Consider the following 26,115-nt stretch of genomic DNA (forward strand, 5'->3'; position numbering starts at 1 on the left):
CCGAGAGCCATGGAAGGGGCCAAACCGGTGAACAAGAAGCTCGCGGCCGCACTGTCCGGCGGTGCGGTACTGGTACTCGCGCTGTCGGGATGCGGTAGCAGCGGCAACGACGGCAACGACAAGCTGAACTCCTGGGCCAAGCAGGTCTGTGACGCGGTGAAGCCGCAGGCGCAGAAGATCGAGGACGCGAACGCCGCGATCCAGAAGCAGACCTCGGACAACAGCACGCCGGATGCCGTTCAGAATACGGATGCACAGGCCTTCCAGGACATGTCGGACGCCTACAAGGCGATCGGCACCGCCGTCGACAACTCGGGACCGCCGAACGTCGACGGCGGCCAGACGAAGCAGACCAACGCGGTCAAGGAGCTCAAAGGCATCTCCGCGTCGTACGCCGACCTGAAGAAGCAGGTCGACAAGCTCGACACCAAGGACCAGGCCAAGTTCGCCGAGGGCCTCAAGGGCATCGCGACCCAGCTCGCCAAACTGAGCCAGAGCGGGAACGACGCCCTGAAGCAGTTGGAGGAGGGCGACGTGGGCAAGGCGATGGCGCAGCAGGAGAGCTGCAAGTCGGCTTCCGGGTCCGCGGCGGCGACCACGGGCTGAGCCCCGGGGGACCCTCGGTGGCGGCTTGGAGCCGAGTCTCCACTACGAGTGCCCAGGGCGGCGATCGCCCGTTCGACCGAATGAGAGCCCGGCATGCATGCGTGCCGGGCTCTCGGCACGCCCTGTCCCCGGGGGACGGCCGCAGGTGATGCGCTGTCCGCACGTGGGGCGTGTCCACAGGCGGTGCCCTGTCCACAGGTGGCGCGTTGTCCACAGGTGTGGGTGCCGGTGGGCAATAGCGGACACAATGGGAGGCGTGAGTCACACCAGCCTGTCACCGTTGCCCTCGTCCGATCGTGCCGACATCGCCGCCCGGCTGCGGAGCGCCCTCCTCGACGCCTCCTTCACCGCGGACGGACTCCTCGACCTGCTCGGCGCCCCCGCGTACGCGGCGCTGGCGCGCAGTGAGACCGTGCCCGCCCTCCGGGCGACCAGTGGGGACACACCGCTGGAGACGCTCGTGCGGCTGTTCCTGCTGCAGCAGCCCGTGCCGTACGCGCGCGTGGCGGACGTGCTGCCCGTCGAGGACGCTCTGGAAAGCGGTTGGCTGACCCGGACGGGCGGGGACGAGGTGGCGGCGACCGTCGACATCCGGCCCTATGGCGGGCCCGGCGGTGAGGACTGGTTCATCGTGTCCGACCTCGGATGCGCCGTCGGCGGCGCGGGCGGTATCGGCAGCCGGGAGGAAGGTGTCGTCCTCGGCGTGGGAGGCGCCTCCACGACGCTCGCCGGCATCACCGTGCGTATGCCCGTCGACTCCGCCCTCGATCTCGGTACGGGCTCCGGAATCCAGGCCCTGCACGTCGCGCAGCACGCCACGCGCGTGACCGCGACCGACCTGAACCCCCGCGCGCTGCACATCACGGCGCTCACTCTCGCGCTCTCCGGCGCCCCGGCCGCCGACCTGCGTCAGGGCTCCCTCTTCGAGCCGGTCCGCGCCGACGAGACGTACGACCTGATCGTCTCGAACCCGCCCTTCGTGATCTCGCCGGGTGCCCGGCTGACGTACCGCGACGGCGGAATGGGCGGGGACGATCTGTGCCGCACGCTCGTCCAGGAGTCGGGGGACCGGCTGAGCGAAGGGGGGTACGCCCAGTTCCTGGCCAACTGGCAGCACGTGGAAGGCGAGGACTGGCAGGACCGGCTGCGTTCCTGGGTGCCGCGCGGCTGTGACGCGTGGATCGTGCAGCGCGAGGTGCAGGACGTCACGCAGTACGCGGAGTTGTGGCTCCGCGACGCGGGTGACCACCATGCCGACCCGGCCGACTACCAGGCGCGGTACGACGCCTGGCTCGACGAGTTCGAGGCGCGCAAGGTGAAGGCCGTCGGCTTCGGATGGATCACGTTGCGCAGGACGACGGCTGCCGAGCCCTCCATCACGGTCGAGGAGTGGCCGCACTCCGTCGAGCAGCCGCTCGGCGAGGCCGTGCGCGAGCACTTCGACCGGGTCGACTATCTGCGGCGGCACGACGACGCGGGCCTGCTCGCCGGGCACTTCAGACTTGTGGCGGAGGTCGTGCAGGAGCAGGTCGGACTGCCCGGCGCCGAGGACCCGGAGCATGTGGTGCTGCGTCAGCACCGCGGAATGCGCCGGGCCACCAAGGTGGACACGGTCGGCGCGGGCTTCGCCGGCGTGTGCGACGGAACACTGAGCGCGGGGCGGATTCTCGACGCCATCGCCCAACTGGTCGGCGAGGACCCGGTGTTGCTGCGCGACCGGACGCCCGCACAGATCCGCCTGCTGGTCGAGCAGGGATTCCTGGAGCCGGTCGAGTAGCCGAGTGAGCCGCGGCCGGGGCGGGGCCGGCCCGGGTATGGCTTGGCTTGAGCTGGGGTGACGCGAGGCCTGCGGCTCCTCCGGTGCGGCTTCTCCGGCCTTGCGGTCCTGGGGCCTTGTGGCTTCTCCGGTATTGCGGTCCTCGGGCCGTGGGGCTCCGCCGGCCTTGCGGCTGATCGGAATCCTCCGTAGGGACGGGAATCCGGCCAACATCCGTTCGGCGGCGGACGCTTCCGGCCATCCCTGTCACGCATGCCGCCCACCTCGCCGACTGCGGCGTGACGCCCCAGCCGGAGCCTCGCGAACCCCGGCCGATCGCCATCGCCGAAGCCATCGCCGTAGCTATCGCTCTAGCCACCGCGGCAGCCAGAGCGTCTAGCCGTAGCCGTGACCACCGCCACTGCAGTGGTCGAAAGCCACCGCCTCCGTCGAAGCCACCACCTCCGCCGTAGCCACCGCCCCCGTCACTGCGACCGTCGAGATCCTCGGCACCTTCGGCCATCCCGCCGCCGGGCTCGCATCCCTGAGCTCCCCCCACCCGGGCCGCAGACCTTGCGCCATGTCCTGCACGCGGACGACGTCGCCCTGCTGGTCGCGCGGATACCGCGGGTGACAGTTGGACCTCGACCTCGACCTCGCCGCCGTACCACAGGCATGGGCATGGACATGGGCGTGGACATGGAGACGGAGATGGAGCCGGCCAGGGATATGGAGGCGGACTTGGGCTGCGAGAAATGGCCTGCAGAAATGGACGAGAAGAAGGGGATCGGCCGTGGGGAAAGCTCCGTGGCGGCAGGTTCGAGGTCAGCCGGGCGGCCGGGAGCGGAGGCGGAGGCGTTCGGCCGGCCGGGCGACGACGGGGGCGGGAACGACGGATTCGCCACAGTCATCCGCGCCGCGGGCCGCGCGGATGAGAAAGGGACGGCCAGGTGGACGACTGCGCCGGGTGAGGTGTGGGCGCCCCATGGGATGCCGGTTGCCCGGCGTTCTCCGTGGCTTCGTGCGTACGCCGCCAGGGCGTGTCAGCCTCCCGAGCCTGAGGACTCGGGGCGGAAGGACAGAGCCATGGAAAGCGGACCGGCGATCTTCGCGGGGGTGGTGTTCGCCCTGTTCGGAGGTGGAATCCTGGCCTGGACGGTGATTCGGGTGCGACAGGGTGAGCCGGTCGCCCACGGTGTGAACCGCGTCGCATCGGCGACCCTCGCGGGCGTCGCCGGAAGCGGGGCGCTGGCGCTCGGAATGTGGTGCTTCACGCGCGTGTGAGACCGCGCGTGAGGACCGGGTCTTCGGTAACTGGGAAGTTACCCTCCGGATAGGCCCGAAAGCGCTGGTCGACGCTCCGGGCGGCAGGAATGGCGGTAGTCGGGTTACCGTTCGAGTGGCCGTTGCGGGCTTTTCCCGTTTGACACGGGGGCGGGATGTACCGTCACACTCCGCAGCGTCAGCATGACCCGATCCCTCGGGAATCAAGCCCCGGGGAGATTCCGCGTCGACCGGAGAGAAGAGCGAAGTTGTCCCCGACCAGCGACACCGCACACGGCGGCCGCCGACTCGTCATCGTCGAGTCGCCTGCCAAGGCGAAGACGATCAAGGGCTATCTCGGCCCCGGCTATGTCGTCGAAGCGAGCGTCGGGCACATCCGCGACCTCCCGAACGGTGCCGCGGAGGTGCCGGAGAAGTACACCGGCGAGGTCCGCCGCCTCGGTGTGGACGTCGAGAACGACTTCCAGCCGATCTATGTGGTCAACGCCGACAAGAAGGCCCAGGTAAAGAAGCTCAAGGATCTGCTGAAGGATTCCGACGAGCTCTTCCTCGCCACCGATGAGGACCGCGAGGGCGAGGCCATCGCGTGGCACCTCCTGGAGGTCCTCAAGCCCAAGGTTCCCGTCCACCGGATGGTCTTCCACGAGATCACCAAGGACGCGATCCGCAGCGCCGTGGAGAACCCGCGCGAGCTGAACAAGCGCATGGTCGACGCCCAGGAGACCCGCCGCATCCTCGACCGCCTCTACGGCTACGAGGTCTCGCCGGTCCTGTGGAAGAAGGTCATGCCGCGCCTGTCGGCGGGCCGCGTCCAGTCCGTGGCGACCCGGCTCGTCGTCGAGCGGGAACGCGAGCGCATCGCCTTCCGTTCCGCCGAGTACTGGGACCTGACCGGCACCTTCGGCACCGGTCGAACCGGTGACGCGAGCGACCCGTCCAACCTGGTCGCCCGCCTCACCTCGGTCGACGGCAAGCGCGTCGCGCAGGGTCGCGACTTCGACTCGCTGGGCCAGATCAAGGGCGCGAACACGCTCCACCTGGACGAGACGAACGCCCGTGCGCTCGCCGCCGCCCTTCAGGACACGAACTTCGCGGTCCGCTCGGTCGAGTCCAAGCCGTACCGCCGCTCGCCGTACGCGCCGTTCCGTACGACGACGCTTCAGCAGGAGGCCTCGCGCAAGCTCGGCTTCGGTGCGAAGGCGACCATGCAGGTGGCGCAGAAGCTGTACGAGAACGGCTTCATCACCTACATGCGTACGGACTCCACGACCCTGTCGGACACGGCGATCACCGCCGCCCGTGCCCAGGTCACGCAGCTGTACGGCGCCGACTACCTGCCGGCGCAGCCGCGTACGTACGCCGGGAAGGTCAAGAACGCGCAGGAGGCGCACGAGGCGATCCGCCCCTCGGGTGATCGTTTCCGCACCCCCGCCGAGACGGGACTGACCGGCGACCAGTTCAGGCTGTACGAGCTGATCTGGAAGCGGACCGTCGCCTCCCAGATGAAGGACGCGGTCGGCAACTCCGTCACCGTGAAGATCGCGGGCCGGGCCGCCGACGGCCGTGACGCCGAGTTCAGCGCGTCCGGCAAGACGATCACCTTCCACGGCTTCCTGAAGGCCTACGTCGAGGGCGCGGACGACCCGAACGCCGAGCTCGACGACCGCGAGCGCCGCCTCCCGCAGGTCAGCGAGGGCGACCCGCTGTCCGCCGAGGAGATCACGGTCGACGGCCACGCCACCAAGCCGCCGGCCCGCTACACCGAGGCGTCCCTGGTCAAGGAGCTCGAAGAGCGCGAGATCGGCCGCCCGTCGACGTACGCGTCGATCATCGGCACGATCCTCGACCGCGGTTACGTCTTCAAGAAGGGGACGGCCCTGGTGCCCTCCTTCTTGTCGTTCGCCGTGGTCAACCTCCTCGAGAAGCACTTCGGGCGGCTCGTCGACTACGACTTCACCGCCAAGATGGAGGACGACCTCGACCGCATCGCGCGCGGTGAGGCGCAGGCCGTGCCGTGGCTGCGGCGGTTCTACTTCGGTGAGGGCGAGGCGACCGGCGCCGCCGAGGCCGGCAACGGCGACGGTGACCACCTGGGCGGCCTCAAGGAGCTCGTCACCGACCTGGGCGCCATCGACGCCCGTGAGGTGTCCTCCTTCCCGGTCGGAAACGACATCGTGCTGCGCGTCGGCCGCTACGGCCCGTACGTCGAGCGCGGCGAGAAGGATTCCGAGAACCACCAGCGCGCCGACGTGCCCGAGGACCTGGCCCCGGACGAGCTGACGGTGGACCTCGCCGAGGAGCTGCTCGCCAAGCCGAGCGGTGACTTCGAGCTCGGCGCCGACCCCGAGACGGGCCGCCAGATCATCGCCCGGGCCGGCCGCTACGGCCCGTACGTCACCGAGGTGCTCCCCGAGGGCACCCCGAAGACGGGCAAGAACGCCGTCAAGCCGCGTACCGCCTCGCTGTTCAAGTCGATGGCGCTCGACACGGTGACCCTGGACGACGCCCTCAAGCTGATGTCCCTGCCGCGCGTCGTCGGCAAGGACGCCGAGGGCGTCGAGATCACCGCGCAGAACGGGCGCTACGGGCCGTACCTGAAGAAGGGCACGGACTCGCGCTCGCTCACCGCGGAGGACCAGCTCTTCACCATCACGCTGGAAGAGGCTCTGGAGATCTACTCCCAGCCCAAGCAGCGGGGCCGTGCGGCCGCCAAGCCGCCGCTGAAGGAGCTGGGCGAGGACCCGGTGAGCGGGAAGCCGGTCGTGGTCAAGGACGGCCGTTTCGGGCCGTACGTGACCGATGGCGAGACCAACGCGACGCTGCGTTCCGACGACAGCGTCGAGGAGATCACTCCGGAGCGCGGCTACGAGCTGCTCGCCGAGAAGCGTGCCAAGGGTCCGGCCAAGAAGACCGCGAAGAAGGCGCCCGCGAAGAAGGCACCGGCCAAGAAGACGGCCGCCAAGACGACGGCTTCGAAGACGGCCGCCAAGAAGGCGCCCGCCAAGAAGACCGCCGCAAAGAAGACGGCGGCCTCCGAAGGCTGAGTCCTCCCATGTCGGAGAAGCGGACGCCCCTACACCATTTGGTGTGGGGGCGCCCGTATGTTCGGGCACCCCTCCGGGGAGTCAGTGGGTCCGGATAGGCTGGCAGGATGACGCGAGCCGAGCAGCCAACGGCCCAGAATTGGGCCCCCGACGACTCCCTGGTCGCGGATTCACGCGAGCGTGCCGTCCGCGCCCTGCTGCGTCAACCGCAGTTGAAGCGGTTGTGGAGCGCACACCTCGTGGGAGGTGTCGCGGACGCACTGGCCCTGCTCGTCCTGGTCGTCCTCGCCCTCCAGGCGGCGATCTCCGAGGGTTCCTTCGGCGGTGGCGGCCGCGGGGCCGCCCTGGCCGTGGCGGCCGTCTTCGGAACGCGGGTCCTCGCGACGCTGCTCTTCGGAGCTGTGCTCCTCGGGCCCCTGACGTCGCTGACCTCCCCCGACGGGCTCCTCGACCGGCGCTGGACCATGCTCGGAGCCGACGGCCTGCGGGCCGCGCTCCTGATCGTCGCGCCGCTGTTCATCGGCTGGACCCCGGACAACGCGCTCGCCGTCCTCCTGGTCATCGTCTTCGTGTCAGGAGTCGCCGAGCGGTTCTGGACGGTGTGCCGGGAGAGCGCGGCGCCCGCGCTGCTGCCCGTCCCGCCGCTGGAGGGTGCCACGGTGCGCCCGCTGCCGGACCACATGGACGCGCTGCGGCGGCTGTCCCTGCGTACGGCGTTCGGCGCGGTGCCGATCGCGGCCGTCACCCTGGTCGTCGTCTCCCTTGTCAGCAACCTGCTGGGCGCCGGGATCGACTGGTTCGGCCAGCACCAGGCGGCGCTCGCGTCGTACGTCGCGGCCGGACTGTTCGCGGCCTCCCTGTCGGTGATCACCTTCCTCGAACTGCCCGACGCCCGCACCCCGCGCGCGCGGTCGCCGCTCGAGGGACTGCGCCGCCCGAAGACGGGCACCGGCGTCGACAAGGGCCGTACCGGCGCGATTCCGCTCCTGGTGCCGGCCTGCGCGGCCGTGGCCGGGGCGATCTCGGCCGCCGTCGCCGTCTCCGTGCTGGACGCCATCGACCTGGGCGGCGGACCGGTGATGTACGGGCTGCTGGTGCTGGCCCTGACCGGCGGTGTCGTCGTCGGCATCCGCACGGCCCCCTCACTGCTCCCGTCGCTGTCGCGGCGCAGGCTGTTCGCCCTCGCGATCGCCTTCACCGGGGTCGCGCTGCTGGTCGCCGGCCTCGTTCCGGACGTCACCACCGTGCTGCTGATCGTCGCCTTCGCCGGCATCGGCGCGGGTGTCGCCGCCAACACCGGGCACGCGCTCCTCGACCAGGAGGTCGAGGACTACCGGCGAGCCCGCACCACCGAGCACCTTCACGCGGTCGTACGCGTCTTCGTGGCGGTCGGCGCGATCGTGGCGCCGCTGGTGGCCGCCGCGATCGGCCCGCACCGCCTGGAGAACGGCAAGTTCGTGTTCGCGCACGGCGGCGCCGCCTTCACCCTGATGCTGGTCGGCGCGCTTCTGCTGCCGGTCGCCGCCGTGGTGCTCGCCAAGGCCGACGACCGTTCCGGGGTGCCGCTGCGCAAGGATCTGCTGGACGCGTTGCGCGGCGGTGACGACCCGGCGCAGGTTCCCGCGACGAGCGGCTTCTTCATCGCCCTGGAGGGCGGCGACGGGGCCGGCAAGTCCACCCAGGCGCAGGCCCTCGCCGACTGGATCCGGGGCAAGGGCCACGAGGTCGTGGTGACCCGCGAGCCGGGCGCCACGCCGGTCGGCAAGCGGCTGCGCTCGATCCTCCTCGACGTGTCGTCCGCGGGCCTCTCGCACCGCGCCGAGGCCCTGCTGTACGCCGCCGACCGCGCGGAGCACGTCGACACCGTCGTGCGTCCGGCGCTGGAGCGCGGTGCCGTCGTCATCTCCGACCGCTACATCGACTCCTCCGTGGCCTACCAGGGTGCGGGCCGCGATCTGTCCCCGACGGAGATCGCCCGGATCAACCGGTGGGCGACGGACGGGCTCGTACCGCATCTGACGGTTCTGCTGGACGTGTCGCCGGAAGCCGCCCGCGAGCGGTTCACCGAGGCGCCCGACCGGCTGGAGTCGGAGCCGGTCGAGTTCCACACGCGCGTGCGGTCCGGTTTCCTGACGCTCGCCGCGGCCGACCCGAGTCGCTACATGGTCGTCGACGCCGCGCAGGAGCCCGAGGCCGTCACCACGGTCGTACGGCACCGGCTCGACGTGATGCTGCCCCTCTCCGAGGCCGAGGTGAAGGCCCAGGAGGAGGCGCGCAGGGCGGCCGAGGAGGAAGCCCGGCGCAAGGCCGAGGAAGAGGCCGCCCGCAAGGCGGAGGAGGAGCGCCTGGAGCGCGAGCGCCAGGCACAGCTCGCGAAACTGCGCGCCGAGGAAGAGGAGCGCAAGCAGCGCGAGCTGGAAGAGGCCCAGCGGCGCGAGGCCGAGCGCCAGGCGGAGGAGGCCCGGCAGCGCGCCGAGGAGGCCCGCCGCCGTGCCGAGGAGGAGCGGGTCCGGCTTCTCGCCGAGGAACAGGTCCGTGCGGCGGAGCAGGAGCGGGTGCGCAGGCAGGCCGAGGAGGAGGCGCGGCTGCGCGCCGAGGCCGAGGCGCGCCGCCTTGAGAAGCAGCGCAAGGCCGAGGAAGCGTTGCTGCGCGCCGAGGAGGCCCGACGGATCGCCGCGGAGGCGGCTGCCGCTTCGGCGGCCGCGGCGGCTTCGGCCGAGGCCGCGGTGTCGAGCGCAGGGACGGGTACCGGGGTCGGTCCGGGGGCCGACGCAGGGACGGGCCGTGAGGCCGGTGCCGGGACGGGACGCGATGCCGGTGAGGCTTCGACAGCCTCGGCATCTCCGTCACCCTCTCCGTCCGGTTCTCCCTCTGCTTCTCCGTCTTCCTCCGTGCCTTCATGGGCCGCGGCGGCTTCCGTGCCGGACAACGAGACGACTCTGCCCACGCCGGTCGTGACCGATCGGGCGGCCGACGAGACCGCCGTACTCCCGCCGGTACGACCGGGTGAGGGCCGCGCGGGTACGCGCCCGGCGTCCCGCTCCGACGCCGAGGACACGGCCACGCTGCCGAAGCCGCCGGTGGCGCCGGTTCCGGGCGGGGCCGCGGACGAGACGGCGGCGCTGCCGCCCGTCTCACGGCGTCAGGGTGCGGCCGACGAGACGGCCGTTCTTCCTCCGGTACGGGACGGGGGTGCGGGGGCCAGGGCCGACGCGCAGTCCGGTGAGCCCGCCGACCGGATGCCCCGGGGCTTCTTCCGCGACGAGCGGCCGACAGCGGGGTCCGAGGGTCCCATCGACCGCACGCGGGAACTGCCGCAGGTGGACGAGACGGGCGCCCCGCGCCGCAGGCCCCGCTCCGACTGGGCCGAGGAGACCCCGCTCGACGACCTCCCGACCCTGGCGGACGAACTGCTGGGCCCGCGCGAGGACGAGGACGACTGGGACGAGGGGCACGGGCAGGGACGCCGCGGGCGACGACGCTAGTCCCGGGCCGCCGGACACGGCGCGTGCGGAAGCACGCGCCGCCGGTGGCCCCGGTGGCCCCGGTGGCCCCGGTGGCCCCGGTGGCCCCGGTGGCCCCGGTGGCCCCGGTGGCCCGGGCCCTGGCGGTCCCGGGGCCCCGGTGGCTCCGGTGGCCCGGGCCCTGGCGGTCCCGGGTGGCGCTGGTGGTCCCGGTGGTCCGGGCAGTCTTGGCCGTGTCGACCGTCCGGTGTCCGGGCGGTCGGGCAGCGGCAGTGGCATTCGGTTCGGCGGCCCGCGCCCGGGTCCGGCAGGCTGCGGTCGGCTGCATGCGGCCCGCTTCCGGCGTCCTGTTCCCCGCGTCCGGCTCCCCGTGTCCGGCTTCCCGCGTCCGGTGAACGGGCGGGTGGGACCCGATTGTCAGTGGCGACCCGCACAATGGACGACGCGAGACAAAATGCGACGGAAGGGCGGAGCCCCATGACTGTGTGGGACGACCTGGTGGGCCAGGAGAAGGTGAGCGAGCAGCTCGCCGCCGCTGCCCGGGACGCCGACGCCCTTGTCACCGCGGTCGCCGCGAAGGTCCCGCTCCCCGAGGCGTCCAAGATGACGCACGCCTGGCTGTTCACGGGCCCGCCCGGCTCGGGCCGCTCCACGGCGGCGCGCGCGTTCGCGGCCGCGTTGCAGTGTGTGAGCCCCGACCGTGCGCTCGGCGGAATCCCCGGCTGCGGGTTCTGCGACGGCTGTCATACGAGCCTGGTCGGGACCCACGCCGATGTGCAGATCGTCCGCACCGACCTGCTCTCCATCGGCGTCAAGGAGACCCGTGACCTGGTCCGTCGCGCCCAGCTGTCGCCCGCCGTCGGCCGCTGGCAGGTCATCGTCCTGGAGGACGCGGACCGTCTCACGGAGGGCGCGGGCAACGTCCTGCTGAAGGCCGTCGAGGAGCCCGCTCCCCGCACGGTCTGGCTCCTGTGCGCGCCGTCCATCGAGGATGTGCTGCCCACCATCCGCTCCCGCTGCCGGCTGCTCACGCTGCGCACCCCGCCGGTGGAAGCGGTCGCCGACATCCTCGTACGTCGTGACGGCATCGAGCCCGCCATCGCGGCGGCCGCCGCGCGCGCGACGCAGGGCCACATCGGGCGGGCCCGCCGCCTCGCCACGGACCCGAGCGCCCGTCAGCGCCGCGCCGCCGTCCTCAAGCTCCCGCTGCGGATCGACGACGTCGGCGGCTGTCTCAAGGCCGCCCAGGAGCTGATCGACACGGCTTCGGAGGATGCGAAACAGCTCGCCGAGGAAGTCGACGTCAAGGAGACCGAGGATCTGAAGACGGCGCTCGGCGCCGTTCAGGGCGGCCGGATGCCGCGCGGCACGGCCGGCGTCATGAAGGAGCTGGAGGACCGGCAGAAGCGCCGAAGAACGCGTACACAGCGCGACAGCCTGGATCTGGCCCTGATCGACCTCACCGGCTTCTACCGCGACGTACTCGCCCTTCAACTCGGCTCCCGCCTGGCCATCGCCAACGTGGAGGCGGGGGACACGCTGGAGCGGCTGGCCCGCGGCAGTTCGCCGGAGTCGACCTTGCGCCGCATCGACGCGATCGCCGCGTGCCGGGAGGCACTCGACCGCAACGTCGCCCCGCTGCTCGCGGTGGAGGCGATGACGATGGCGCTCCGGGCGGGCTGAGCCCCTTGCGTGCGCGCTGCATGCCTTCCGCGCATGCCTTCACGATGCGGCGCGCGGCAGCGGGGCGCGCTGGCGCAGTGCCGCGCGGCGCGGTGCCACGACGTCCGGGCACCCTGTCGTCGTCCGGCAACACCACGTCGTCCGGCACCCTGCCGTCGTCCGGCACCCTGTCGTCGTCCGGCACCGCGTCGTGGTCCGGCACCGCGTCGACGGGACAACTGGCGACCCGCGTCACCCGGCCAGGAGGCGACTTCCAGGCCACCCGGCCAGGAGCGGCGTCCAGGACCGCCCGGCGAAGGTGTGAGGCCCGGGCCGTCGGGTCAGGACCTGCATCCCAGATCATCCGGCCAGGACACGAGGGCCGGGTGACCCGGTCAAGGGCGACGCGCCCGGCGACCGGTTGACCGAGTCACTCGTACGAGCCGCTTCTGCAACTGAAGGTGATCAATTGATCGCGCAAGGTTACGCTCGCGGGATGCACATGAGGCGTACCTCTCGGCCGACCCGAACCCTCCGTGCGGGCGGCGTGCTGCTGGCCGCCGTGGCGTTGTTCATCTCCGCCTGCTCCTCGGGAAGTTCCACGACGACGGCCGCGACGACCGAGGCGGCCCTCACCGCGCTGCCGCGCGCCACGCCGTCCGCGCTGTCGCCGTACTACCAGCAGAAGCTGAACTGGCGCAGCTGCGGTGTCCCCGGCTTCGAGTGCGCCACGATGAAGGCGCCACTCGACTACGCGAAGCCGGGCGCGGGCGACGTCAGGCTGGCGGTCTCCCGCAAGAAGGCCACGGGACCGGGCAAGCGCCTCGGTTCGCTGCTGGTCAATCCCGGAGGGCCGGGCGGTTCGGCGGTCGGCTATCTCCAGTCGTACGCCGGGATCGGCTATCCGGCGGAGGTCCGCGCGCGCTACGACATGGTGGCGGTCGATCCGCGGGGAGTGGCACGCAGCGAGCCGGTCGAGTGCCTCAACGGCCGCGCGATGGACGCGTTCACGCAGACGGACACCACGCCGGACGACGGTCGGGAGACGGATCAGCTCGTCGAGGCGTACAAGAAGTTCGCCGAAGGCTGCGGCCGGCACTCGCCCGAGCTGCTCCGGCACGTCTCCACGGTCGAGGCCGCCCGCGACATGGACATCCTGCGGGCCGTGCTGGGCGACCAGAAGCTGACCTATGTGGGGGCGTCGTACGGGACGTTCCTGGGGGCCACGTACGCGGGCCTCTACCCGGACCGGGTGGGGAGGCTGGTCCTGGACGGCGCGCTGGACCCGTCCCTGACCTCGCGCAAGTTGAACGAGGAGCAGACGGCGGGGTTCGAGACCGCGTTCCAGTCCTTCGCCAAGGACTGTGTGCGGCACAGCGACTGCCCGCTCGGCGATGCGGGCACGAGCCCGGATCAGGTGGGCAGGAACCTGAAGGCGTTCTTCCAGCAACTGGACAAGGAGCCCATCCCGGCGGGCGACCCGGACGGCCGCAAGGTCGGGGAGGCGCTCGCGACGACCGGGGTGATCGCGGCCATGTACGACGAGACGGCCTGGCCGCAGCTGCGCGACGCGCTCACCTCCGCGATGAAGCAGAACGACGGCACGGGCCTGCTGGCCCTCTCCGACAGCTACTACGAGCGGGACGCCGACGGCCAGTACGCGAACCTGATGTCCGCCAACGCCGCCGTGAACTGCCTCGACCTGCCGGCCGCCTTCTCCGGCCCGGACCAGCTGGAGCAGGGACTCCCCGCCTTCGAGAAGGCGTCCCCCGTCTTCGGTGAGGGTCTGGCCTGGGCCTCACTGAACTGCGCGTACTGGCCCGTGAAGAACACCGGCGAGCCCCACCGCATCGAGGCGAAGGGCGCGGCGCCGATTCTCGTCGTCGGCACCACCCGCGACCCGGCGACGCCGTACCCCTGGGCCCAGTCCCTCGCCTCCCAGCTCTCCTCCGGGACCCTCCTCACGTACGTCGGTGACGGCCACACCGCCTACGGCCGAGGCAGCACCTGCATCGACTCGACGATCAACCGCTACCTCCTCCAGGGCACCCCTCCCCAGAAGGGAAAGCGCTGCTCATAGCCCTGCCGAGCACCCCTGGAACGCCTGCCTCGGGGCGTGTGCGGAGCACCCCCGGAAACTGTGTAGACTTACCGACGTTGCTGATCGCACCATAGGTGTGGGCAGCGCGCCGCCTTAGCTCAGATGGCCAGAGCAACGCACTCGTAATGCGTAGGTCTCGGGTTCGAATCCCGAAGGCGGCTCTGTGGAAGCCTCAGGACTCACTCGCCGTGACCTGGGGCTTTTGCTTTTCCATGATCTCCTTGTGGTCTGAACCACTTGCCGAACTGGACCCCGTGATGGCCCGATGGGGCCCGATCTGGGGCCCGCGTGGGTCCGGTCCGTCCCCCCTAAGTCCGTTCTTCTTCTCTGCGGCCCGGTACATGGCGATGATGTCCAGAGGCTGAGGCCTTCCTGGGGTGCGCGTCTCGGGCAGCCCCGTCCGGGATGTGGGGCTGTCATCCGCATCGACGAGGGCCCTGGCATCGCCTGCACGGCTTTTCAGCGCGACGTCGGCGGCCGCCGCCAGACGCTCGGCCTCGTCGCGGCCGTTTTCGTCACCGACCCGGCACTGCACGAGATCCTGCTCCTCCAATCGGGCACGGAGACGCCCACCCGGCGATTGCCGACAACAGCCGTGTGGGCAGGGGTGGTTGAGGTCTTCGGTCAGTTCCGTAAACCTGTTCGCTTCGTTGTCGGGGCGACCGATAGAGTCCGATGCGTTGCGTCATGTTCACGGCAACCGTACAAAGAGCGCGGCCGGCCTCCGGATGTCCGGGGCAGCGAGGCCGCGCCATTCCCGTGGGGGCAATCCAGCAGTGAGAACACGCTCTTTGGTGTCGGCGGCCGTGTCCGCCGCACTGGGCGCCGCGCTCCTCGCCGCGCCGGCTCTGGCGTACGCGGCCGACGGCGGCACGCCCGGGCAGAACCCGGCGGCCACCGCGGCCACGAATCCGACGGCTGATCCGACGCCGGCGGACACGCCCATCAGCGCCCCGTCCGCCACTCCTTCGGACACCCCGACCCCGTCCGACCCACCCACCGGCGAACCGTCGGACACCCCGACTCCCGCCGATCCGACCCCGTCCTCCCAGCCCTCCGGCGGCCCGGCGCCCGACCCGAGCAGCAGCGCGCCTGCCGACGGCACCGGCGCCCCGGTGTTCGGCGACGTCGGCTCCGACCCCTCCGACGCCGGCTTCCTGACGGTCGCCGTGTCCTCCGATTCGGCGATCACCGAGGTGTCCGCCGACCTGACCGAGCTGCGCGGCGCGAACCCGGTGACCGTCGCGGTCACCGGCTTCACGCTCGTCTCCGGCACGCCGCAGGACGGCGTCTGGCGCTCGCCTCGCATGTCGCAACTGCCGTCGTACGGCAGCTACGACGTGACGGTCAGCGCCCAGGACAGCGACGCCGACAGCAGCTCGTCGGCGCACGCCACCACCGTGGACGTCGAGCCGAAGCCGGTCTTCGCCGACCGCAGCATCAGCCCCGCCGTACTGGACGTGGAGCACACGCACGTCACGCTCGGCGGCCGCATCTCGCTCTTCGACCCGATCACCGGCGACACCTCGCCGCTGGCCGGCAAGACGCTGAGCGTGGTGGCCGAGAACGCCTACAGCACCGTCACCGCCGCGGACGGCAGCTACGCGATCGACGTGGCACCGAAGTTGAACGGCGACAACGCCACGTCCGTGCCGGTCTCCCTCTCCTTCTGGATCGCCAACCCCGACGGCACGAACACCTATGTGCTCGTCGACACGAAGACCCTGCCGGTCGTGGTCAGCCCGAGCCGGATCCGGCTGGACCACTCCAGCGTGCAGATCAAGTTCGGAGCCAAGGCGTCCTCGTCCGGTGTCGTGGAGTATCTGTACGACGGCACCTGGCGCCCGGCCAAGGGTGTCGCGCTCGACATGGGCTACTACGCCACGGCGACCAGCGGTGCCGGCGGGCGCTTCACGCTCACCGACCCGTACATCCCGTACGACGACGGCACGTACACGGTCGAGACCAGTCGCGACAGCTACCTGGCCGACCCGTATCTGACCGCCTCGCACGCGCAGTTCAAGGTCGACGTCATCAACAAGACGAACATCTGCTTCTGTTCGAGCTGGATCGACGAGTACTCCAACCTGCACATCCAGGGCAGCATGAGCGCCAGCAATGGCAAGGTGCCGCCGAACCGGAAGCTGTACCTCCAGCAGTCGGCCGACGGCAAGACCAGCTGGAAGTCCCTCGGCTGGTTCACCGCGAAGTCCGACGGCACCTTCGACCTCGACGGGTACGTGTCGGTGCCGAAGGGCTACTGGCGGCTGTACTCGGCGGGGTCGTCGGACTACCAGTCCGGCTACTCCAACTCCGTACACTTCAACCGCACCGCCACCCGGATCACCGGCTTCAACGCCGGCCCCGAGCCGGTACGCAAGGGCCACACCGTGACCACCACCGGCACCTTGCAGCGGCTGAGCGGAACGAAGTGGGTGGCGTTCGGCGAACAGCGCGTCTACATCCTCTTCCAGGCCAAGGGCAAGAAGTCCTGGACGGAATTGGGCTCCGTCAAGGCGGACTCGCACGGCCACTTCACCGCCCGCTTCACCGCGAAGCAGGACGGCACCTGGGTCGGGGTCTACCTCGCGTCCGGCTCCTACGTGGATGCGGAGAGCTACCACGACTACGTGGATGTGCGCTGAGTAGCCTCTTCTGACGACCAGCACGAAGGGCGCCCCGGAACATCCGGGGCGCCCTTCGCCTTTGCCGCCCGGCCGCCCGGCGGCGTGGCTACGCGCCGCCAGGAGCACCGCCTCCCCCCGGCTCGCATCCAGGTGAACCGGATGGGACTGACTGACCTGGACGGTCCCGCACCACCGACGACCGTTCACGGGCGCCGGTGTCCGACGGTGCAGCAGGATGCTTCCCGTAGCTTTCCCGTAGCTGCATTCAGTGCCGAGAAGGCGCTCTTGGGAGGGTCGAAAGATGGTGGGACCGGCCGTACGGCTGCGTGTGATGCTCGTCGTGCTCGGCCTGTTCGCGGCTGTGTCTGCGTGCGCCGGCCCTGCGCCCTGCGCCGGGGTAGGCGTCGTGTCCGGTGTCGGCTTGATGTTCCCGCACGAGGGATACGACAACCTCGCCGGCGCCTCGTACGAGCTGTGCTCGCGGGGCGAGTGCGTGAAGGGGAAGCTGCCGCAGGAGGACATCACGAAGGTGCACCTCCCGCTGCCGGACGACGTGGACCCGGACGCCGCCCCGGTCCGCTTCCGGGTCACCCGCAAGGGCGCCACGGGCCCCGTCATCGACGCCACCGCCGATGTGAAGCTCGCGCGTCAGTCCGACGGCTGCGGCGGTGGCGGGTACAGCCAGCGGATCGCGTTCACGAAGGGCGGAGGCTTGATGACGGAGATTCCGCCGGGCCTTTGGGAGGCGTGGGTCAAGCAGGGTGAGGAGCCCGCCACAGCGTCACCCTCCACCGGAGCGACGGTCGAGGCGACTGCGACGGCCGAGCCGGCTGTGACGGCCGAGGCGACTGCGCCGACCGAGGTGACCGAGGCGGCTGAGTCGCCCTGAAGCAGCGGCGGCCGTGCCCGCCACCTGACCTAGTGGGGACAGCCGCAAGGGGCAGCGGCAGGGGCAGGGAGTTCCGCGCGGGCTACTGGTGCGGGGGCAATCGATCATCAGGCCGCGGACATCCCCGTCGAGCTCAGCCCCGACAGCACCATCCGTTCCACCCGGCGTGCATGGTCCAGCCCGCCGGCGTCGGTGCAGGTGAAGGGCGTGGCGGCGCACAGGCGCAGGAAGGTCAGCTTCGCCTCGGTGTCGTCGGAGATCACGCGGATGTCGGGGACGGCCGGGTCGGGGCTCCCGTCGAACGCCTCCCACCACACGTAGGCGGAGCAGCCCGGGTCGGTCTCGTGGATGAACCAGAGGCCGGCCTGCTGCGCGTTGACGGAACTCACGGAATCAACCGGACCTTCCGGACCCACCGGACCGGTCTGACCCACGGGACCTTCCGGACCCGTCCGACCCACGGGATACGGCCCGACGGCTCGCAGGACGTCGCGGTGGGCGCACCGGCCTGACGCCGCCCCTCCCGGACACCGTCCCGGTGGCCTCTCTCTCCCCCCGCCACCGGGACGGTTCACCGCTTTCCCGGACCATCACCCGGGGCCGCCCGCCTCTTGGAGGCCGGCGGTTCCGCCATAGGTGGGTCAGTGGCCGCTCGGGTCGTGGGACGAGACCGCGATCGTCTCCTTGCGGAAGTAGGACGGGCGGAACGCGCCGTACAGGAACATCAGGACGGCACCGAGGAGAAGGGCGCCGATGCCGGTGACGAAGACGCCGCCGAGCTGCCAGTGCGGCGGGAACGGCATGGTCCACGAAGTGCTGCCGTAGTCGGCGGCGGCGTACACGATGCACGCGTTGATGAAGAAGTAGAGGAGCATGGCGCCGCCCAGGCCCGGCATGATCCCGCGCGTCCAGAGGTCGCGTGGGCTGCGGGTCAGGACCCTGCGGTAGTACCAGACGCAGGCGAAGCCGGTGAGACCGTAGTAGAAGGCGATCATCAGCCCGACCGAGCCGATGGAGTCGGCCAGGACGTTCTCGCTCACCCGGGTGAGCATGACGTAGAACGCGATCGAGGCCAGGCCCATGCCCACGGTGGACCAGGTCGGGGTGAGGAACCGGGGGTGGATGCGGGCGAAGCGCTGCGGGATGGCCTTGAACGCGGCCATGGACAGCGTGGTGCGGGCCGTGGGAAGGATGGTCGTCTGGGTGGAGGCCGCCGCCGAGGTGAGGACCATCACGATCAGAAGCTTCGTGGCGACCGTGCCCCAGCCCCCGGTGCCGAAGACCTCGGCGCCGAGACTGGAGAGGACGTCTCCGGAGTTGTCCGGGTTGCCCAGGCCGATGCCGTGCTCGCCCACTCCGGCGAACGCCTGCGCGGACGTGGTGACCATGACGTAGACGAGGAGCAGGATGACGGTGGAGATGACGGCGGCGCGGCCCGGGGTGCGGTCGCGGTCGACGGTCTCCTCGTTCACGGACACCGCGGTGTCCCAGCCCCAGTAGATGAACACTCCGGCGAGGATGCTCTTGGTCAGGTCGTCGAACGAGTTGATCTCGAAGGGGTTGAACCACGACCACGAGATCTCCGACGACACGCTCGGCGCCGTACCGCCGTACACCTTGACCAGTGCGGTGACCGCCAGCAGACACAGCACCACGATCTCGATGGTGAGCAGCAGCTTCTGCAGGTTGGCCGAGATCTCGATGCCGATGTAGCAGATCAGGGTCATCACGGCGATCCACAGGACGCCGACCACGGTGACCCAGAAGGTGTCCTGCGCCAGCCCGTCCGCGCCGATGAGCTGGAAGCCGTACGCCCCGGCGATCTGGGCCAGGTTGGCCATCACGATGATGTCGGCCGCGACGATGCCCCATCCGCCCAGCCAGCCGGTACGGGGGCCGAAGGCCCGGGCCGCCCAGGTGAACGTGGTGCCGCAGTCGGGGTCGGCCCGGTTGAGCTCCTTGTAGCCGTAGGCGATCAGGAACATCGGGATGAACGCCAGCACGATCACGATCGGTGACTGGAAGCCCACGATTCCGACGATGACGCCGAGGGTCGCCGCGAGGCTGTAGGCGGGGGCGGTGGAGGCCAGCCCGATCACCGTGCTGGAGAACAGGCCCAGGGCGCCACCCTTGAGGCCCTTGTCCGTGGCCCCCGGTCCCAGCGGGGGGAGCGGTGCGGGCGGCGGGACGGATGGTGAGCTCATGACGCCCTCCGGAACCTTGTGGCGACCCGCCGACGGTGGACCGGGCGCCCGCAATCCCCGGCTCGGGAAGCCTCGGGGTCCCCGGGGGTCACCGAGGGAGTCCGGGGGACCGGGCCGCTCCCACCAGCATGAACCCGCTCGCCGACAACCGGTAATCGAGCCGCGGGCTCCACTCCGCGGACCGGCTCAGCCCTGTCGCTCCCCTTCCCTGTCCTGACTGAGAGCGCCGGGACGCCGCTCACCCCTTCGCCGTCCGTCGCACCTCCGTCGTCCGTCGCACCTCTGCCGCCTGCCACATCTTCGGTGTCTGTCACACCTTCGCGCTCCCGCACGTCAGGGAGTCGACGGCGCCGCACGGGGCGGCCCGCGGAGCAGGAGACGAGAACATGACCGTTCTGATGGTGCGTGCCACGGTGAAGCCCGAGTTCGTCGGCGAGCTGGAGGAGGCGCTGCACAAGATGTTCACCGCCGTCGAGGAGGCGCGGCCCGCGGGCGTGCGCTACGCCTCGTACCGGCTGCCCGACGGCGTCACCTACATCGCCCAGCTGGAACTCGCGGACGGGACCGAGAACCCGCTGCCCGCGATCGCGGAGTTCCGTGAGTTCCAGGCGAGCCTGAAGGACTGGATGGCCGGGCCGCCCGCCGTCGAACACCTCGAGGTCAGGGGCGCGTACGCGGGCTGACCGGGCCAGGCGGTGTCATCCTGCGGGGATGACGGGATCCAGCGCGGCGGGTGGCGGGTACTCCGGTACTCCGCTCGCCCGGAAGATCGGCATCAAGGCGGGGCACCGGGTGCGGCTGGCCCACGGGCCGCGGGACTGGGAGATTCCCGGACTGCCGGAGGGCTGCGAGGTGGAGGACGGCGGCCCGAAGGGGGCGGACGTCACCGTCGCCTTCTTCCGGGAGCGCGCCGAACTGGCGGCGCGCGCGGCCGGGTTGGTCACGGACCTGTCCGACGATGCCATGCTCTGGATCGCCTGGCCCCGCCGCGCGGCCGGGCACCGCAGCGACATCACGGAGAACGATCTGCGGGACCTTTTCCTGCCCCTCGGCGTCGTCGACGTGAAGGTGGCGGCGCTGGGGGAGGACTGGTCGGGGCTGAAATTCGTACGGCGCAAGGAGAATCGGCGACCCTGAGCGTGGACGTATGGGCGTAGATCAGGACGTACGCGCGGCGGACGTGACAGCGTACGTGAGGGGGAATTCCGGTGAACGGCTAGCATCGCGGCACAGTTGTCGGCCGGGATGGGGTGGGTGTCGTGTCACAGGCGGAGGAGGGGCCACGGATCGCCGTTGCCGTGGTCACCATGGGCAACCGGCCCGTCGAGGTCGACGCACTGCTCACCTCCGTGGCCAAACAGGACGTGGCGCCCACCCGGATCGTGATCGTCGGCAACGGCTGTCCGCTGCCCGAGTTCGCGGAACGCCTCGGCCTGCCGGGCGAGGTGACCACCGTCGAACTGGACGACAACCTCGGCTGCCCCGGTGGCCGGAACGTCGGCCTGAGCCGGCTCCGTGAATTCGGGGACGTGGACGTCGTCGTCGAGCTCGACGACGACGGGCTGCTCGTCGACGGCGACGTGCTGCGCAAGGTGCGCGACCTGTATGCCGCCCGGCCGCGGCTCGGCATCGTCGGCTTCCGCATAGCCGACGAGCACGGGGAGACGCAGCGCCGCCATGTGCCGAGGGTCGGGGCCAAGGATCCGATGCGCGGCGGACCGGTCACCGGCTTCCTCGGAGGCGGCCACGCGCTGTCCATGCCGATGCTCGCCGAGACCGGGGACTGGGCCGCCGAGTTCTTCTTCGCGCACGAGGAGACCGACCTCGCCTGGCGGGCCATAGACGCCGGCTGGACCGTGCTGTACGAGCCCGAACTGCTCCTCCAGCACCCCAAGACCTCGCCCGCCCGGCACGCCATCTACTACCGCGTGACCGCCCGCAACCGGGTCTGGCTCACCCGCCGCCGGCTGCCCCTGGCGCTGATCCCGCTGCACCTGGGGATCTGGATCGTGCTCACGCTGCTGCGGACGCGGTCGGTCGGCGGGCTGAGGGCCTGGTTCGGCGGATTCGCGGAGGGGCTGCGCCAGTCCGGCGGAGAACGGCGCCCGATGCGGTGGCGGACGGTATGGCGGCTGACCCGTCTCGGGCGTCCGCCGGTCATCTGAACCCGGCTCACAGGCCCTTGCGGTTCCTGTGGCTCTTGTACGGACGGAGGCCCCGGTCGATCACCTCGCGACCGGGGCCTCTCACGTCCCCGGATCCGGCCGCGGCGGCGACACTCCCCCGAGTTACGCGTAGTACGCGCGCACCGTCGGGCCAGATCCGATGGACTGATCAGATCAGGCCGCGCCAACGGATCGCTAACATGAGGCCAACGGTTCCCACGGGAACGATCGGACGAACGGCGTGAACTCGCCCCGAGAGGGCGGGAAACCGCCGTGGTGCGCGGCCGGGGCGGTCGGCGGAAAGGCAGTGGGGCGGCGTGATGCGGAACGGGCTGCGGTTCGGGCTGCTGGGGCCGCCGGTCCTGTACGACGCCGACGGCGGGGTCGGCTCGATCGGCAGCGGCAAGATGCGCGCCCTGCTGGCCGCACTGCTCCTCGAACCGGGCCGGGCCGTCTCCGTCGACGTGCTCAAGGACGCGCTGTGGGGCGGGACGCCACCCGCCTCCGCCCAGGCGTCCCTGCAGAACCATGTGACCCGGCTGCGCCGTCTCCTCGACGATCCGGAACGACTGCGCGCCGTACCGCCGGGGTACGTCCTGCGCGTCGGCGAGGGCGAGTTGGACGTCCGCGTCTTCGAACGGCACGCCACCCTCGCGCGTGACGCGCATGACGAGCGCGACTGGGAGCGGGCGCTGTACGAGTCCACCGCCGCGCTCGCGCTGTGGCGTGGCACCCCGCTGAGCGGCCTGCCGCCCGAGACCGGCGGACACGCCTTCGTCCAGCATCTGGAGGAGGCCCGGCTGCTGGTCCTGGAGTGGCGGTACGAGGCGGAGCTGTGCCTCGCCCCGACGGCCTCCCGGCTCGACCGGCTGGCACCGGAGCTGGCCGCCCGCACGGCCGAGCATCCGCTCCGCGAGTCGTTCCACCGGCTTCTGATGCTCGTCCTGCACCGCACCGGGCGCCAGGCCGAAGCCCTCGCCGTCCACCGTGACCTGCGGGCCCGCCTGCTCGACGAACTCGGCATCGAGCCGGGCCCGGCCGTACGCAAGGCACACCTGGAGATCCTGCGGGACAACGACTGGGTCCCGGGCGAAGTCCGCGCTGCCGATCGGGTCATGGGCGGGGGCGGGCCCCGGGGTGGCGCCGGAGCCCCTGGCCGGGGCCGGAACGGTGACGGGGGCAGGGCCGGGGACGGGACTCCGGGCGGAGACACGGACCGGGGGAGGAACGGCGACTGGGGCCGGAACGACGGCCGTAACCGTGACGGCGACCGCAACCACGGCCACGTCCACGACCGGAGCATGGACGGGAATGGCGACGGGACCTGGAGCAGGGACGACGACAGGGACGGCGACGGGAGAGGCGACCGGTCCTGGAGCAGGGACGGTGACGGGGGCAGCGACCCGACCTGGAGCAGCGACGGACGCAGCGACAGGGGCCGGAGCGGTGGCCGGGACGGGAACGGGAACAGCGACCGCACCTGGAACAACGACGGAGACAGGGACGGAGACAGGGGCGGGGACAGGGACGGCGACCGACGCGGTGGCCGTGACGGGAACGGCGACCGGACCTGGAGCAGCGACGGAGACAGGGACGGGGACCGGGACGGCGACCGACACGGTGGCCGGGACGGGAACGGCGGGGCGGCGGAATCCGCAGCCGGCTCCGCCCGGGTCGACCGGGACCCGGCTTCGCCGCCCCGTCCTGCCCAACTCCCGCCGCCCCCGGCGCACTTCACCGGCCGCGAGGACGCCCGCGTCCAGTTGTGCCAGGTCCTGGACCCGGAAAACTCCGTGCACCTGGCGCACCCGGAAGCCCCGGCATACCCGGACGCCGGGCCCGACGGCGCAACGTCGGCAGGCGCGTCGGCAGGCGCGTCCGGAGGTGCGGCAGGCGGCGCACCCGGTGACCCGGCGATCGCCGGTGCGACCGAACGGACGGCCGCCGGAACGACCGACCGGACGACCGCCGGGGCCATTGCCGGAACAACCGACCGGACGACCGCCGGGGCGATCGCCGGAGCGACCGCCGGCGGAGCAGCCGACGGGTCGCAGCGCGGTTCGCACGGCCGGCCCTTCGGCAGCGACCCCGCCACCGGGATGCCCCGGGTCGCGGTGATCAGCGGGATGGCCGGCGTAGGCAAGAGCGCGCTCGCGCTGCACGTCGCACACGGGCTGAGGGAACGATTCACCGACGGTCAGCTGTACATCAACCTGCACGGCGCCACCCCCGGCATGACCCCGCTCACCGCCGGTCAGGCGCTCGCCGCGCTCCTGCGCGACCTGGGCGCGGAACCCCGGCGTATCCCCGAACACCCTGACGCGGCAGCGGCGTTGCTCCGCTCGATGCTCGCGCCCACCCGCACCCTCATGGTGCTGGACGACGCGGCGCACGCCGCCCAGGTGCGGCCGCTGCTGCCGGCGGGCGCGGGCTGCGCGGTCATCGTGACGAGCCGCTCGCCGCTCACCGCCCTGGACGGCGCCGCCCGTTTCCCGCTCGCGCCGCTGACGGACGAGGACAGCGCGGCCCTGCTCCGCGCGGTCTCCGGCCGCCGGGACGGACTCGACGGCGGGCACCCCCTCGTCGAACTCACCGGCCGGCTGCCGCTCGCCCTCCGGGTCGTCGCGGCCCGCCTCGCCGCCCGCCGAGCTCTGACCCCCGACGTTCTGGCCGGTCAACTGGCCGCTACGGAAGGACGATTGCACCATCTGGAGTACGACGACCTGAGCGTGCGCCGTTCGCTCGCCGTCGCGCACGACGCGCTGCGCGCCTCCGAGCGTGAGGCCGACCGGGACGCGGCGCTCGCACTGTGCCGTATCGGCGCGCTCGACCTGCCCGCCTACGGGGCCGCCCTCGTCGCCCGCCTCACCGGCACCGACGAACGCCGAGCCGAGGCCGCGCTCGACCGCCTGGTCGATGTCGCCCTCCTGGAGGAGACCGCCTACGGCCGCTACGCGCCGCACGACCTCGTACGGGATTTCGCCCGGGAGATCGCGGGCGCGGCGGAGTGCGTCCTCGCGGCAGCGGGCGTGGGCGCGAACCCGGGCGCTCCGGCTGCCGGGAGTGCCTCCGGGGGTGGGGTCGCCGCCTACGGCAGTGAGGGTTCGCCCGTCCCGGGCAGTCACGGCGATTCCGTTCACCCCGGTCATGACGCGGTCGTCGCCGAGCGCGCCCTGCGCTGGTACGCCGGTGTCGCCGCCCGTTCCCTGGAGGCGATCCTCGAACCCGGTCTGGACCGGGAAGACCGCAGCAGGCCGACCGCCTCGCAGCCGGCCGGGCACGCGGCGGACGTCGCGGCCACGCCCCCGTTCTGTTCCGGGCGGGAGGCCTTCGCCTGGGGCGACACGGAGCTGGCGAACGTGGTCGCGTTGGCGGAAGGGTACGCGCAGGCCTCGCCGTACGTCCCCGTGCTGGCCCGCATGCTCAACCCGTACGTCCAACGCAGTGGGCGCGTGGCCGAGTTGGAGGTTCTTCAGCGTGCCGCGCTGGGAGCGGCGCGGCTGCTCGGCGACGAGGCCGCCGAGGCGTACGCGCTCGGCGACCTCGGGGGCCTGCACTTCATGACGGGCCGTGTGGGTGAGGCCCTCACCCTGAACGACGAGGCGCTCGCGATCTGGCGCCGCCTCGGAGTGCGATCCTGCCTGCGGCGGGGGCTGAACAACCGGGGCATGCTCCTCGAAAGCCTCGGCCGTTACGCCGAGTCCAGTGAAGCCCTGCTCCAAAGTCTGCAGTTCTCGCGGGAGTTGGGCGACCTGCACATGGAGGCCATCACCTACAGCCACCTCGGCAACCTGTACGAGCACACCGATCCACGGGCCGCCATCGATCACCACAAGCGCAGCCTCGCCATCGGCGACGCCATGCAGGACGTGATCCTCCGGCACTCCGCGCACTGCAACATCGGCTACGCCCACCTCACTCTCGGCGAACCGGCCGCCGCCGTACCGCACTTCGAGGAGAGCCTGCGCATCCTGGGCGGCCACGGCGACTGGCACGGCGAGTCACAGACCCGGCTCGGCCTCGTGCGCGCCCTGCGCGGCGTCGGCCACTGGGAACGCGCCGCGCGCGAGTGCGATCTGTTGCGGTGCCGCGCCGATCGTCGCGCCGACCGCTATACCGGAGGCCTCGCCCGCCACCAGCGGGGCCTGCTGCTACGGGAACGTGGCGACGCCGAAGCGGCGTACCAGGAGTGGACGTCGGCGCTGGAGGCCCTGGAGGAGACAGACAGCCCAGTGACAGGCGAACTGCGAAAACTACTCGCGAAGTAGCGCGCCCGTCGCCGATGCCGCGGCCGACCGTCCTGCCGAAGGGCG

Annotated in this window: 16 protein-coding genes and 1 tRNA gene; 14 read left to right on the top strand and 3 right to left on the bottom strand. The window is 71.4% G+C overall.

The window, feature by feature from the left end; translation table 11 throughout:
* Nucleotides 1-9: 9 nt before the first annotated feature.
* The 8 genes from ACZ4N5_RS02595 to ACZ4N5_RS02630 all read left to right on the top strand — a co-directional run bounded on the left by ACZ4N5_RS02595 (nt 10) and on the right by ACZ4N5_RS02630 (nt 14,078).
* Nucleotides 10-606, top strand: a complete 597-nt coding sequence (locus tag ACZ4N5_RS02595) for a small secreted protein (RefSeq protein ID WP_467755289.1) — start codon at nt 10-12, stop codon at nt 604-606.
* Nucleotides 607-853: 247 nt separating this feature from the next.
* Entirely contained in the window at nt 854-2,383 is a 1,530-nt protein-coding gene (locus ACZ4N5_RS02600; protein ID WP_467755290.1) for a DUF7059 domain-containing protein, read from the top strand.
* Between the two features lie 1,065 nt (nt 2,384-3,448).
* Nucleotides 3,449-3,646 carry a hypothetical protein gene (locus tag ACZ4N5_RS02605; protein WP_467755395.1) on the top strand — a complete coding sequence of 66 codons (198 nt, stop codon included), beginning with the start codon at nt 3,449-3,451 and terminating at the stop codon, nt 3,644-3,646.
* A 248-nt stretch (nt 3,647-3,894) separates the two neighbouring features.
* Nucleotides 3,895-6,690 (top strand): type I DNA topoisomerase, encoded by a 2,796-nt coding sequence (gene topA / locus ACZ4N5_RS02610; RefSeq protein ID WP_467755291.1) that lies wholly within the window; start codon nt 3,895-3,897, stop codon nt 6,688-6,690.
* Nucleotides 6,691-6,797: 107 nt separating this feature from the next.
* Nucleotides 6,798-10,175, top strand: coding sequence for a dTMP kinase (gene tmk / locus ACZ4N5_RS02615; RefSeq protein WP_467755292.1), 3,378 nt, complete (start codon nt 6,798-6,800; stop codon nt 10,173-10,175).
* Between the two features lie 456 nt (nt 10,176-10,631).
* A complete protein-coding gene (locus ACZ4N5_RS02620; RefSeq protein WP_467755293.1) occupies nt 10,632-11,837 on the top strand; it encodes a DNA polymerase III subunit delta' in 1,206 nt (401 codons plus the stop codon).
* Nucleotides 11,838-12,312: 475 nt separating this feature from the next.
* Complete coding sequence (locus tag ACZ4N5_RS02625; protein WP_467755294.1) at nt 12,313-13,896, top strand: alpha/beta hydrolase; 1,584 nt, start codon at nt 12,313-12,315, stop codon at nt 13,894-13,896.
* Between the two features lie 108 nt (nt 13,897-14,004).
* Nucleotides 14,005-14,078, top strand: a tRNA-Thr gene (locus tag ACZ4N5_RS02630).
* Nucleotides 14,079-14,089: 11 nt separating this feature from the next.
* On the opposite strand, the gene ACZ4N5_RS02635 is transcribed toward ACZ4N5_RS02630, so the two are convergent.
* Nucleotides 14,090-14,470 (bottom strand): hypothetical protein, encoded by a 381-nt coding sequence (locus tag ACZ4N5_RS02635; RefSeq protein ID WP_467755295.1) that lies wholly within the window; start codon nt 14,468-14,470, stop codon nt 14,090-14,092.
* A 253-nt stretch (nt 14,471-14,723) separates the two neighbouring features.
* On the opposite strand from ACZ4N5_RS02635, the gene ACZ4N5_RS02640 reads away from it, so the two are divergent.
* The gene (locus tag ACZ4N5_RS02640) at nt 14,724-16,562 is read left to right on the top strand and encodes a hypothetical protein (RefSeq protein ID WP_467755296.1); all 1,839 of its coding nucleotides are present in this window, start codon (nt 14,724-14,726) and stop codon (nt 16,560-16,562) included.
* Between the two features lie 283 nt (nt 16,563-16,845).
* The gene (locus ACZ4N5_RS02645) at nt 16,846-17,433 is read left to right on the top strand and encodes a hypothetical protein (protein WP_467755297.1); all 588 of its coding nucleotides are present in this window, start codon (nt 16,846-16,848) and stop codon (nt 17,431-17,433) included.
* A gap of 107 nt (nt 17,434-17,540) precedes the next feature.
* Here ACZ4N5_RS02645 and ACZ4N5_RS02650 read toward each other — a convergent pair whose 3' ends face one another.
* Together ACZ4N5_RS02650 and ACZ4N5_RS02655 are read right to left on the bottom strand one after the other, a co-directional pair.
* Nucleotides 17,541-17,822 carry a hypothetical protein gene (locus ACZ4N5_RS02650; RefSeq protein ID WP_467755298.1) on the bottom strand — a complete coding sequence of 94 codons (282 nt, stop codon included), beginning with the start codon at nt 17,820-17,822 and terminating at the stop codon, nt 17,541-17,543.
* A gap of 252 nt (nt 17,823-18,074) precedes the next feature.
* Complete coding sequence (locus ACZ4N5_RS02655) at nt 18,075-19,637, bottom strand: APC family permease (protein WP_467755299.1); 1,563 nt, start codon at nt 19,635-19,637, stop codon at nt 18,075-18,077.
* A gap of 386 nt (nt 19,638-20,023) precedes the next feature.
* Here ACZ4N5_RS02655 and ACZ4N5_RS02660 point away from each other — a divergent pair, with 386 nt between their 5' ends.
* From ACZ4N5_RS02660 to ACZ4N5_RS02675, 4 genes are all read left to right on the top strand, one after another.
* Nucleotides 20,024-20,320 carry a hypothetical protein gene (locus ACZ4N5_RS02660; protein ID WP_467755300.1) on the top strand — a complete coding sequence of 99 codons (297 nt, stop codon included), beginning with the start codon at nt 20,024-20,026 and terminating at the stop codon, nt 20,318-20,320.
* A 28-nt stretch (nt 20,321-20,348) separates the two neighbouring features.
* Nucleotides 20,349-20,774: a DUF3052 domain-containing protein gene (locus ACZ4N5_RS02665; protein WP_467755301.1), complete on the top strand. Its 426-nt coding sequence runs from the start codon at nt 20,349-20,351 to the stop codon at nt 20,772-20,774.
* A gap of 170 nt (nt 20,775-20,944) precedes the next feature.
* The gene (locus ACZ4N5_RS02670; RefSeq protein ID WP_467755396.1) at nt 20,945-21,802 is read left to right on the top strand and encodes a glycosyltransferase family 2 protein; all 858 of its coding nucleotides are present in this window, start codon (nt 20,945-20,947) and stop codon (nt 21,800-21,802) included.
* 320 nt (nt 21,803-22,122) lie between these two features.
* The gene (locus ACZ4N5_RS02675) at nt 22,123-26,070 is read left to right on the top strand and encodes an AfsR/SARP family transcriptional regulator (RefSeq protein ID WP_467755302.1); all 3,948 of its coding nucleotides are present in this window, start codon (nt 22,123-22,125) and stop codon (nt 26,068-26,070) included.
* The last annotated feature ends 45 nt before the right edge of the window (nt 26,071-26,115 follow it).

The organism is Streptomyces sp. NPDC026500, assembly GCF_055567635.1.